Origin of the sequence: Beijerinckia sp. L45, assembly GCF_009765775.1 — a bacterium.
GTDB lineage: Bacteria > Pseudomonadota > Alphaproteobacteria > Rhizobiales > Beijerinckiaceae > RH-AL1.
The window spans coordinates 93090-105195 of record NZ_LMUU01000276.1 but is presented as its reverse complement, the minus strand read 5'-3'; the positions used below and the strand labels follow the sequence as shown (position 1 = coordinate 105195).

The following is a 12106-nucleotide window of genomic DNA, read 5'->3' as shown; positions in this document are numbered from 1 at the left end:
TGTGGGCGCAGATCGTTGATGTCCTCGTGATGAATGCTCGCGAGGCGGAAGGCCGAGAGGCCGCGCCGACCGCCGTTGTCGTTGATAGCCAATCGGTCAAGACCACGGAAGCCGGCGGTCCTCGTGGTTTCGACGCGGGCAAGAAGATCAAGGGCCGCAAGCGCCATCTCGTGGTCGATACACTCGGTCTGCCCATCGAATGTCAGATCACCGCGGCCAGCGTGCAGGATCGCGCCGCGCTCGCGCCGCTGCTCAAAGCCGTGCATCGAAAGAGCCCGTGGGTGAAGATGTCTTTTGTTGATGGCGGTTATCAGGGCGATGAAGCGCAACGCGCCGCCTTCGAGGCGAGCAGGATTTCCATCACTGTCGTCAAGCGAACCGACACGCAAATTTAGGGGTTCATCGTGCTGCCAAAGCGCTGGGTCGTCGAGCGCACGCTCGGCTGGATCAACCGCGCGCGTCGGCTGTCGAAGGATTTCGAGGCGACCATCGAGTCCGCACTCGCGTGGTTGCAAATGGCCCTGGCGTTCCTCCTCATGCGAAGGCTCGCGAGGCAGCAGACCGCTCAGGCGTAAATTTCGAGTCGGGCTCTTACGCTACGCCGAGCAAATGCAGGCGGCGCGCGGCAACGTCGCAGTCCACGTCTGGAAGGGCATGCCGCACGTTTTTATAGGACTCGTCGCATTGCTCAAGGCGGCCACCGAAGTTTCGGACATCGCCGGGACTTTATCAAGCAGTTGCTGCACCCTGAGGCCTGCCACATGGTTGATGTCAATTGATCACCGCTTTCCTTCGCATTTCACTGAAAAGCGGAACAGAAGCGTCTTACGGAGGCTTTTCGGTCCAGCGCACGTTTGAGATTGCGATATCGCTAAAGCCATACTACCTCTGATCCTCAACGAGTGGCGTGAAGCTCGCGCTCGATGAGCTTCGCTGTTTGAAAAAGATCTTCCAAGAGAAGCCCGGTGGCATCATTCATCGTCAACGCGGACGCGAAAAAGGTGACTGTTGCTGAAGCTTCACAATAGCCATCTCGCATGATAGGCGCGGATAGCGATGACAGAACGGAGCTCGAAACCCCTTGCTTGAAGCGCTCCGCGAAACTGAAGCCGCGCTCGCGAATATCACTTAAGGCCTTCAAAAATCCTTGCCCCGAGACTGAGTAGGTACTCAAACTATCATGAAGGCGAAGTACCGCATTTCGCTCATCTTCCTCGCAGAATGCCAGAAAGACCAGGCCACTGGAAGATTCGAGAATGGGTGTAATTTGTCCAGGGCTGCAGTAATCCACTGCTTTCGGCGACAAGCGATTGCTCGAAGCCTGGACCATCATGTCGCCGCCTACCCTTGTGCATACCGACACGGGCCAAAGAATCCTTCGGGTGAGCTCAGCAATCGGCCTTTGTGCCGCGTCGGCGAGTTGGTCCGCCCTACGGTATCCTGAGCTAAGCAGTTTCACGAGCGGCGTTGGCCGGTAGACCTTACGAGGGGCTTCGCGCTGCACCATACCTTCGTCTATCAACGTTTCTACAATGCGGCATGCGGTCGGGTACGGGATGGCCGATATCCTAGCTATATCGGCCATCGTGAGCATGGTATTGCTGTTTATGAGCTTCAGTATGGTCAAGCCACGGCTGATTGACCGGATACTGCCGTCCTTTTCCATACCATATTGCCGAGGTTCGTTGTGGACCCATCCATCGGTAAAAACCGACAACTGGACGCGGACGGAGGTTCATTTACCGCCTGCCGGTTGATTGACACGAGCCTTAAGCGAGCCTGCTCCGGGCTCGCCGACACCGTTGACGTCACGTTTTTTCTCGTGCGGATCTACAGGCTTCGTAGTGGGCGTCGTTTTGACTTGCTCCGTACGGGGCTCGTTTATACCGTCCGCCGCGATGCTCGAAGCAGAGTTCATAAATAGCATAGTCGCCGATGACGCTGCAGCGATCGCGACTTGTGAGATCCTCATATTTCAACGTCCTTCATTTCGTTGCCGTTAGTGGCTGTAAAATCGTTCTGGAATGCCGGTCATAACATCAAGATCCATATTCAGTTCGACACCAAGCGCGAAATAGTCCGGCACCCGAGTCGTCGATGCAGCGAAAAGTTGTACCGGGTGTAGACCGTATTGAAGATTCGGCTTGATTTGAACGCCGTGGCCGAGATCATAACCATAGTTCAACTCGAGCGAGATCTGGTCGGTATTGACTGTTTGACGAGCTCCCATCGCGAAACCTGCTTGATTCAAGTAGTTTGTCAGATTGCTGCCCATATGCAGATCGTTCACCAGAAAGCTTACGGTATCATTGGGCCGTGACTTAAACGGTCCATTATCGACAAAACCGATAAAGAGTTGCCGTCCTATATCCAGCGACGATTGCAAACCGAAGTCGGCACCGGCTATCGCGGTAATTCCACGTGTCGGGTCATTGTCGGGATTCCAGATCTTCTGATCGACAGCAGCCAAGATCTGATCACGTCCACGGTCCTTCCTCGGCGCATTTCCAGTGGCCAGGGCGGACTTACCATTAGCATCGAAGAAGGGGTCGGAATAGAAACTCGTGCTATGTGCGAAGGTGACGCGATACCAAACCGGGAACGCTCCGGTCGTGCGGTAACCGACCTCGGTTGGGATGAAGACGCCTGTTGCCTTGCTGCCAGAAAGATCGAAGCCGTTCTCGGCTTGGGCGCGGTCTTCTTCGCTCAAACCGACTCGGGCGTAAATCTGCTTGGTGATGTTCAGCTGCGTGTAGCCGCCCCATGTGGCCGCGGGAAAGACGGGATCGCTCGAATCGTAGCCGTGAATGTAAGGAGCGCCACAGATGTGATCTCCGACAAAGGTGCAGTATGCAGGGACATCCGCTCCGAACACAGATCCAGAAAGCTCGGTGAAACGACCTGCGCGGACTTCAACGCGATCATCAAAAAGCGCTTGGTCCCAAGTCAGCTCGGCAAGTCTCGCCACCTGGCCACCAAAAACCTCCTGGGTTCCGAACGAGGAACCGAGATGATCGTTCTCGAGCGCACGTCCTGCACGGTCCGAGAAGTTTATGTGAAGTCCTGCGCCCTTGATGCCAGCTAGCTTTTCAAGATCAATGTCAAACCCGGCATAGAGTTGGTAGGTGATGTCGGCGCCCTGCGTACGGCCGCCAGCCGGGTTAGCGGAGAACTCCGTTGTTACGAAAGCGTGCGGATAGATGCCGTCAGCCACCAAAGCCGTGCCGATGCTTTTTAATGGAGCGAACCCGTCGGTGGCGGTGAAGGTCGGCGGCAACGGGGGCGTCGCCGCTTGCATATCGGCCGCCGTAGCCTCGCTGCTCGGCAGCGCTGCAGTGGTCGACAAGAGCAGCAGCAGGCTGACGCTGAGATAGGCGCGCGGTCGGTTTACGTCGTCAGTCTTCGGCCTGCAGTCGATCATTCGTGTACCCCCGATTTCATCACGATCAAACCCCGATCGCAGACCACGCTGTATCCAATACTTCGCTTAGACAACTGATTACTTCTTCTTTATCGCCTGGCGAGAAGTCTAAGCTGTAGTCAAGGCTCCGCACTTAGCCTATCTGCACATTCTAGTGAGGCCAGTTGCAGAATAGACGCGCTGTCTTAAGAAGAGTTTCGAAAGACGTCGACCTTACCTGCTGGGTGGTTCAAAGCGGGATGTCGTGCCTGTCGTCCTGCTGCTGAGCGATGCATGGTACCGAGCTCTATCAACAAAATAGCGGCCCCCAATGCGACGCCGAACCAGCAGACGGCGCTCCAGCCCCATTGCGCATAGATTGTTGCTGCGCAAGCCGTACCGGCGGCGCCGCCTAGAAAATAGCCCGCCATGTAGATGCTGTTTATGCGGCCACGCGCCTTAGGACGCAGGGTGAAGGCGGACGTCTGATTAGCGGCGTGACTTAGACCAGCTCCGGCATCCAGCAGGACGACACCGGCGATCAGCCCAATGATGGACTGTTGAGCCAAAAACAGAATTAGGAAGCCGGCGATGATGAGGGTGCCCGCGGCAAGACAGACCGCGGAAAAGCGGCCCCTGTCAACTTGAATGCCGGCCTGCGAGGCGGCAGCGCTGCCGGCAAGCCCAGCGATGCCGAACAGTCCTGCAGCGGCGGGCCCGTAGCCGAAGCTTTCATGCAGGAAGATCGCGTAGGTCGACCAGAACGTCATGAACGCGGCGAAGGTAAGACCACCATAGACGGCATGCTTGCGTAAGTCTGGCTCCTCGCGTGCAAGAACCAGCGTAGAACGTAAAAGATCGTTGTAGCGCAGCGATGTGTCGGGCCGACTCAAGGGCAGCTGAAAGCGCATGAACGCCGCGAGGCCTAACGTTACAAATGCAGCTCCTATATACAGCGCGCGCCAGCCGATTGTTGCCGTGACGCTTCCAGCGACGAGTTTCGATACAAGGACGCCGATCAGAACACCGGATAGCACGAGGCCCACCGCACGGCCGGCCATATGCCTCGGCGCGATGATCGCGGCGAATGGCGTCAGCAGTTGCGGTACGACGCCAGTGATGCCCATCATGAACGCGGCAGCGAAGAGAACGGGCTTGTTCGGCGCGGTGGCATGGACGAACAGGGCCATAGACAAACACGCCAAGATGACGGCGACCAGGCGCCGCCGTTCGAGCAGATCTGCCAAGGGCAGCAAGGCGACGATGCCAATAGCGAAGCCGATCTGCGTCAGCGCCGGCAGAAGGGCAACTTCGCTGAGCGAGATGTGCAGACTCTCGGCGATGCTGGGCAGCAGCGGTTGCGAATAATACAGGTTGGCGGCCGACAGGGCGCCGGCCCCCGCCAAGAGGTAGATGAGACGCGGCAGCATCGGTGCGCTCGTCGCTGAGTGCTGTGGTTGGCTGCCGCGCATCGTCAGGCCTTCGCCTTGCGAGCGGGGGCAGGCACGTAAGCGATGAGGTCTAGCAACGTATGCGCACCCTGAACCACAAGAGGACCCTCAAGGACCATCGTCGTTGAGGCTGGCTTTACGTCTGGGAAATGCGCCGCCCATTCCTCGATCGATTGGGCAAACCACTGGCCATCATCATGAAAGCAGACGCGTCGCACGACGTTTTCGAGCGTCGTGCCGGCGGCCTCGCAGATCGCCGCGACGTTCTTCAGCATGAAGCGCATCTGGTCGCGGGCGGGCTGGCCATAGAATGGATAGGCCGGGTTGCGCGACATCCCTGGTGGTAGCAAGCCATTCTCGTCGCATGCCATCTGTTGGCTAAGGAACAGGAAGTTTCCGGCCTTTATCGCTTGCGGCTCATGACTGAAGGGTGCCGGCGCGTTAGGAGTCGCGATCGTCTCGATTTCCAGTTCGGAGTCGTTTGCGAGCAGCGTCAGCGCGATCTCGATTAACGCACCCTTGCCGCCGCCAATCCCCATATAAGGGATGACGCAGCGGGCTGGCGGGTTGTCCGGGAACCAGCGTTTCCATACCTTGTCCATGCCGGTGTAGTCGCCGGGATCCCCGATGTAGACATCGGCCTTCACCGCGCGCGCTAGCGAACTGCCGGCAGCCTCAGCGATCTTGGCGAGCTTCATCAAGGTGAAATCGGTGTGCCGCTCAATCGCCGAACCGTACCAGAAGTAGGGGTTCAAGCGTGCTTCTGGCGACACGCCGCCGACTTCGCCCATATGTATGTCGCTGCCGTAATCGCCCTTCCAATCGGCCGGTGTATCACCGGCGAGGAAGATCCAGTCGCCACGGCGCAGCGCCGGTGAATAGCCAGCGAGTGGGCTTGGGACACCAGGCGGCACGGGATAGCCGATGCTCTCGTTTTCATCGTCGATGCAAATGAGATCGATTTCGATCTTCGTGCCCTTGACGAGCAGCGTTCGCATACCGAGCGCGGTCGAAGCCGGACGCGGCTCTTTGATGAAGGTATTGCGCGTGTCAAGATAGGGAGTAATGCTCTCGATGCGCGGCCAAGTATTCCCTGAAGCGAACTCCTCGTTCGTTGGGTACTCCGACACGAGCCATTGCCAGATACGCACTGTATCCTTTGCGATGTCGCATCCGCCGGCCTTCGCAGTCTCAGCCATATTCTCGAGAATGTAGCGCGATTGAAGCGCCAACTCATTCTCAAGGTTCGGATTCTTTGGCGTGGCTTCTGTTGCGAGACCGCCAGCCTTGTAGTCGCTCGCCAAGTGGCCGGACAGAAAAAGCCAGCCGCCTGCTTTGACCGCCGGTGAATACGGCATCAACGGCTTCGGCGTTCCTTCCGGCCAAATTGCGACCGGCGCCTTTTCGTCCTTCGCTGCAATCGACATAATGGCCTCGTTCCCTATTGTGACCGGTCGAGAAATAATCGGTACTGCCATTAAGGCAGCGCGTTCTCGAGGATCTTGTGGTAGTTAGCCTCGGCACCCGTCATGGTCGCAACGATACGGCCGGAGCGCATTACGTGGATCTCGTCGGCCAGGCCGATGAGTTCCTCGAATTCAGAGGTCGCAATCAGCACCGCGCAATCGCGCTCGCGGGCGAGCTTCCGCAACAAGGCATGGATCTCCGCCTTTGCGCGGACATCGATGCCCTGCGTCGGTTCTTCGACCAGCAACGCACGTGCGTTGCTTTCGAACACACGTGCGAGGGCAACCTTCTGCTGATTACCGCCGCTCAGCGTGCCGATGCGTGTTTCGGACGACACCGCCCTTATGTCGAACGTTCGCATGTGTCCGGCCATCATCGCGCGCTCGCGGCCTGGCCAACGCAGACCGAAACGTCGCGCCGCGTGCCGGATGCGGCCGCTTAACGCCAGGTTCTCGCGGAGCGAGCGTTTGGCAACGATTGCGGCGCCGCGGCGGTCGGCCGGGACGATCATCATCCCGCGCGAGACTGCGTTGGCGACGGCGCCGTGAGCAAGTTCGACGTCGTCTAGGACGATACGGCCAGTGTCCGCCTTGTCAACGCCTGCGATCGCCCGGATAAGCTGCCCGTGGCCAGACCCCTGTACGCCCGCTATACCGACGATGGTGCCAGGACGAACGACCAGGCTTACGTCGGCAAACCGAAACGAACTCGAGAGGTTCTCGACACGAAGACGTGGCGCAGCATCAGACATCACGGCGGCGGCCGGTATGGCGTGAGCCGCCGCGGGACGCGGCACGTCCTTCGCCATCACGCGCATGATTTCGGCCCTGTCGACCTCACCGCGTTCGTAGGTGCCGACGACGCGTCCGTCGCGCAGTACGGTGATCCGATCGGCGAGGCGCATGACTTCGCTCAAACGATGCGTCACGTAGAGAATGGAGTTACCGGAGTCGCGCAAATGCTCAAGGCGTTCCAGAAGATGGTTGGCGTCAGGCTCTGACAGCACGGCGGTCGGCTCGTCGAGCACAAGGACGTCGCTTTTTCGGATGAGGGCGCGAGCGATTTGCGCCAGCCGCAGGTGCGGAACGCCGAGGCGCGACGCTGGGGTCTCTGGATCGAAGGCCGCGCCAACGATCGCGAGGGCCGCCTCGATCTTTGTGCGTTCGTCGACGCTGAGGCGACCGCGTTGAGACAGCCCTCCCTCAAAGCCGAGCAGGATGTTGCGCCCGATAGACAATTTCGGAACGACGAGAATGTCCTGCGGCACCAGTACGATCCCGTGCCGGGCCGCCGAGGCCGGGCTTCCGATCTCGACCGGCAGCCCATTGGCCCTGAAGTGACCGGCCTCTGCGCGCTGAATTCCGGTCAGGATCTTGATCAGAGTCGATTTACCGGCACCGTTTTCTCCGAGCAGTGCGTGTATCGCGCCCGCTTCGAGGCGCAGATCCACTGCGTCTAGCGCTTGCACACCGGGGAACGATTTCGAGATGCCGCAAGCTTCGAGGACGCAGGGTTGCGCCTCTGAAGTTGCAGGACCGAGGGTGCCTGTAAGCGCGATCATTTGGTGGGGGGAACCCAACCGGACGCGGTGTTGCTGGTCTTTTCCCAGATCGGGTCGGCAAGATCGGCTTTCGTGATCGCGGCGACGGGGGCGCAGATATGCTGCGCAACCTTATCACCATTGAGTTTGGCAACCGCGAGCGCGACACCGGAATAACCGACGCCGACTGGAAAGTCTGGGAGGATTGCCGCCGCACTACCATCCTTCAACGCGTCGGACGTCACGCTGGCGAAACCGCCCGCAACATAGACCGCCTTGCGGTACTCGGATGGAATCGATGTCGGCGGCAGCAGGAACCAACCGGCGGAATAGATCCAGTCGATGCCGGGATGCGCCTGCGCGGCATTTGCAAACTTACGCAGCCCTTCTTCCGGTTTGATGTCCTCACTGGTCATCGCGCTAATCTTCAGCGACGGGTATTTCTTTATCTCGTCGATGAAGCCGGCTACCCGGCGCCGCGCCCAACTGGCGTTAGCTGGGCCGCCCATCAAAATGCCGGCGCCTCCCCGCGGTAGTAGCTTGGCGAGCGCGTCTGCGGCCATGACGCCCTGGCCGTAATCGTCCTGCACCAGTTTGAATGATTTCGTGCTGTTCGACAGCGTGCCGAGATCCATGACCATCGTGCCGTCGGCGATCGCCTCGTCGATCGAGGCACTGAGGGCGTCTGGGTCAGCGGGATTGATCAGGACGGCATCGGGATGGCGCGTCAGCGCGTTCTCGAGCTGCGTGATCTGTGAGGCCGGGTCCATGAAGCCTTGCCCGGCATCAAATGTCAGGGTGACACCCGCATCGGCGGCGGCCTTCTGCGCGCCATAGACCACCGCTTGGATGTAGGGGTTGGCGAAGGACGGGATCGAGAGCTCGATCTTGTAGCGCTTCTTCGCTTTCGGCGCGTCAAAGGTCGACAGCGTTTTGACTGAGATGGTCTGATCGCATGCGAGGGGTGTATGCTCCGCTTTGGTAAGGCCGAGATCCTCGGCCAGCGCGGGGCTTGCGACGTAGAGCGCGATAAAGCTTGAGGTGAGCGCACCCCAGACGGCCTTTTCGATGATCACTAGAAACTCCAGGTGCGACGAAGAAAAGAAAGGTGACGCATCAGCGGTGCGCGGGATTGCGAAGGAGGCTGGCAATCCCGCGCAGCGACAGCCGAGGCGCTTGAGACACCACCACAGCGATAATCAGGACGATTCCCGTAATCATCTGCTGGATGAAAGGATTGACGCCGGCGATATCCAGGCCAGTTGTCAGAATGGTTATGAGCAGCACACCGAGCAGGACGCCGGTTAGCCTGCCAACGCCGCCGCCGATCGCCACGCCGCCGATAACGGCGGTTGCGATGGAGAGAAGCTCGTACCCTTGACCTAAGCTGCCCTGGCCAACCGAAACGCGCGAAGTCAGCATGATACCGCCAAGGCCGGCGAGTAGGCCGCAGATTGTGTACGCGATGATCTCGTAGGCGGCGACCCGTACACCCGCGACACGTGTCGTCTCACGGCTGCCGCCGATGGCGAAAAGGTAAAGGCCAGCGCGACATCGTTGGAGCACGAACCATGCGACAGCGAGCACAATGGCGGCAATGCAGCCAGAACTAGGGAGGACGCCCCAGTTCCTGCGTCCAAAATAGGCTAGGGCACTCGGCAGCCGGGTGATGGTACCCCCGTCGCCGAGCTCGTCTGCGAGCCCTTTAGCGAAGGTCAACATGCCCAGCGTCATAACAAAGGGCGTGATTCGCAAGAACGCGACACCGATGCCATTAACGAAGCCGACGATCGCTCCCACGGCTAAGCCGATGGGCAACGCCGCGCCGATAGGTGTCCCACCAACCAACAGCAGCGATACGACAATGCTGACGAGGCCCATCGTGGCACCAACGGATATGTCGAAACCTCCGACGATCAAAACGAAAGACTGTCCGATGGATACGACCAGAAGGATGCCGGCGACTCGGGCCATGTTCATCATCGTACCGGACGTCGAGAAACTGTCAGGGAACATCCAGGCGAAGGCCAGGGCAAGCACCACAATCCCCACCAGGATCTGAAGCTCGGTCGACCAAGCACGAACCACGCTGTCGATTAAGCTAGGCTTCTTCAGGGGAACGCCGTGCGTTCTTGAAGGGGCAGGAGCGGCGGAGGTGTCGGACGACATCGATGCGGTCTCGGCACCAAGAGCGGCGCTGAAAGCAATTAGAAAGAACGTTCGTCCTAAATGTCAAATAGCATTTCCCTTCAGGGCTCTAATTGGATAATATATGCTCACGGTGCCCGCAAAAACTGCTGGTTCTGTCGCGTTCTGCTCGCCTTATGTGCATATTGGTTGTTAGTGAAAAGGCTAGCGTCATCGGCAGCGTGGTAGCGACATGCAAGGAAACAGTACGGCAAAACGGAGGGAAAAGTGGGTTTGGTACCGAAGGTAAAGACGAAGCGCTTCCCGCGCGGTTCGGCAAGGGAGCGCATCTTGATCGCCGCGGAAGGCCTGTTCGCGGAAGCCGGCCTCGATGGTGTCAGTTTTCGAGAGCTTTCTAACGCAGCTGGCGTTAGCCTTTCTGCAATCCATTACTATTTCGGCTCTAAGCACGCGGTGCTGGAGGAGGTCTTCACCCGTAATTCTCGCGGCTTGACTGAGGCACGAGCAATCTTGCTCGAAACGGCCCTCGCCGAGCGCATGCCCTCGTTAGAGGCAGTCATCGATGCTTTTCTACGTCCAGCACTAGAAGTGACCCGAGGCGATCGTAACGAGGTCTTCAATCGTCTGCGCGCCCGCCTCGCGGTCGAGCAAGGCGAGATCACCCGTAAGATTGTCAGCGGCGCTTTCGACGCGAATGACAAATTGTTTCTCGATGCTTTTACCCGGCTACTGCCGGAGCTAAATCGAGAGGACCTGCACTGGCGCTTCCATTTCCTCGTCGGAGCTATGATCCACACGATGTCTGATTCTGGCCAATTGCAGGGTTTGTCGGAAGGACTCTGTTCGCCTGCCGATACGCGTCGAGCTTTGGACGCTCTAGTTACCAGCTTTGCAGCACTATTTCGTGCCCCTGCCTTGAACAACGCACCACCGATTTTGGGATCGAGAGTCGCATCCTTCGCTGATGCAATTGAGAGCGACCTGAGTCAGCGCTTATAGAAGTGTCTGGTTCGCGCCCTCAACGTCGACATCGTGGGACCTTCATGGTTCTTGGCGTTACAGGGCGGCTCCAATTTAACGAGTCGAAAGGCGCAGAACCCTTTCCCCGATCTCGGCTTTAAACGCGCTCGCTGCGCCTCCTGTGCGCCCGTGAATCACCCGAGGCCGGCGCGGGTAACAGCACGCGCGCTGAGGGAGCGAGCTGCGGCGCGAAGTAGGTTCATCGAGTGACGATTTGTGTGTTCAGCGGGCTTTACACCGCAAGATTACGTTACGGAACGATGGCACTCCCAGGGGCTTTCTAGCTTGGCCATTCCACCGGGGCTTACCCTGATGACTGATACCAACCGATCGCCGGCGACGGCGTCTGACAACGCTCGCCAAGAGATGATGTTCGAGAACGTGATGCGAGCCACGGGGCTATCGAGAGACGCGGTCGTGAAACTGATGGTCAGCGATGATGAGTTGGACCGCCTCTGCGATTCAGCTTTGTCAGACTTTAAGGATGATCCGGCGCGTGCACGACATATCGATCATAAGGACCCGCAGGACTGATTGGCCGGTCCCCACTGAGTGGGCCGGCCAATCCGTCGTTGAGCCAAAGCCGGCCCTTCTTCGGCTGCTTCTGCGGCACCTTCAGCCCCTCCCGTCGCCAGATCCGTGCGACCCGCTTGCGGTTCACCATCCAACCGGTACGACGCAGCATCGCCGTGATGCGACGATAGCCGTAGCGGCCGTATTGGAGGGCAAGCGCGACGATGTCGGCGGTGAGTGCCGCCTCGTCGTCACGGGTCTTCGGGATCTTGCGTTGCGTGGAGCGATGCTGGCCGAGAACCCGGCATGCAAACCGCTCCGAGACGCCATGCTTGGCGACGACCTTATCGATGCAAGCGCGACGACGGGCGGGGCTCAGAAGTTCCCGAGGCGGCCTCTTTCAGGATCAGCTTCTCAAGCGTCAGATCCGACACCGCACGTCGCAGCCGGGTGTTCTCAGCTTCGAGATCCTTCAGCCGCTTCACCTGGTCGCCCTTCAGGCCGCCATACTCCTGACGCCATCGATAGTAGGTGACCTCCGTCACCGCGATCGAGCGGACGGCCTCG

The 12106-nt window shown here is 59.1% G+C and carries 11 protein-coding genes and 1 pseudogene; 4 read left to right on the top strand and 8 right to left on the bottom strand.

Annotated elements, in window-relative coordinates; translation table 11 throughout:
* Together GSQ79_RS28865 and GSQ79_RS29220 are read left to right on the top strand one after the other, a co-directional pair.
* The coding region (locus GSQ79_RS28865; protein WP_210253253.1) for a transposase at positions 1-395 on the top strand (395 nt) is incomplete at its 5' end.
* 9 nt (positions 396-404) lie between these two features.
* A complete protein-coding gene (locus tag GSQ79_RS29220; protein ID WP_210253252.1) occupies positions 405-575 on the top strand; it encodes a transposase in 171 nt (56 codons plus the stop codon).
* A 320-nt stretch (positions 576-895) separates the two neighbouring features.
* Here the strand turns inward: GSQ79_RS29220 and GSQ79_RS28735 are convergent, their stop codons facing one another.
* From GSQ79_RS28735 to GSQ79_RS28705, 7 genes are all read right to left on the bottom strand, one after another.
* Positions 896-1666 carry a helix-turn-helix domain-containing protein gene (locus GSQ79_RS28735; protein ID WP_158812149.1) on the bottom strand — a complete coding sequence of 257 codons (771 nt, stop codon included), beginning with the start codon at positions 1664-1666 and terminating at the stop codon, positions 896-898.
* Positions 1667-1999: 333 nt separating this feature from the next.
* Positions 2000-3421, bottom strand: a complete 1422-nt coding sequence (locus tag GSQ79_RS28730) for a carbohydrate porin (protein WP_158812148.1) — start codon at positions 3419-3421, stop codon at positions 2000-2002.
* A 185-nt stretch (positions 3422-3606) separates the two neighbouring features.
* Positions 3607-4830, bottom strand: coding sequence for an MFS transporter (locus GSQ79_RS28725; RefSeq protein WP_158812147.1), 1224 nt, complete (start codon positions 4828-4830; stop codon positions 3607-3609).
* A 44-nt stretch (positions 4831-4874) separates the two neighbouring features.
* Entirely contained in the window at positions 4875-6278 is a 1404-nt protein-coding gene (locus GSQ79_RS28720; RefSeq protein WP_158812146.1) for a RidA family protein, read from the bottom strand.
* Positions 6279-6328: 50 nt separating this feature from the next.
* The gene (locus GSQ79_RS28715; RefSeq protein WP_158812145.1) at positions 6329-7768 is read right to left on the bottom strand and encodes a sugar ABC transporter ATP-binding protein; all 1440 of its coding nucleotides are present in this window, start codon (positions 7766-7768) and stop codon (positions 6329-6331) included.
* A 107-nt stretch (positions 7769-7875) separates the two neighbouring features.
* On the bottom strand, positions 7876-8934 hold the full coding sequence (locus GSQ79_RS28710) for a sugar ABC transporter substrate-binding protein (protein ID WP_158812144.1): 1059 nt from the start codon (positions 8932-8934) through the stop codon (positions 7876-7878).
* Between the two features lie 40 nt (positions 8935-8974).
* Positions 8975-10027, bottom strand: a complete 1053-nt coding sequence (locus GSQ79_RS28705; protein ID WP_158812143.1) for an ABC transporter permease — start codon at positions 10025-10027, stop codon at positions 8975-8977.
* Positions 10028-10273: 246 nt separating this feature from the next.
* Between GSQ79_RS28705 and GSQ79_RS28700 the strand changes: the two genes are divergently transcribed.
* A complete protein-coding gene (locus GSQ79_RS28700) occupies positions 10274-11005 on the top strand; it encodes a TetR/AcrR family transcriptional regulator (protein ID WP_158812142.1) in 732 nt (243 codons plus the stop codon).
* A 333-nt stretch (positions 11006-11338) separates the two neighbouring features.
* Positions 11339-11560 (top strand): hypothetical protein, encoded by a 222-nt coding sequence (locus GSQ79_RS28860; RefSeq protein ID WP_174243289.1) that lies wholly within the window; start codon positions 11339-11341, stop codon positions 11558-11560.
* A 31-nt stretch (positions 11561-11591) separates the two neighbouring features.
* Here GSQ79_RS28860 and GSQ79_RS28695 read toward each other — a convergent pair.
* Positions 11592-12106 (bottom strand): annotated as a pseudogene (locus GSQ79_RS28695) (IS3 family transposase); the annotation flags it as partial.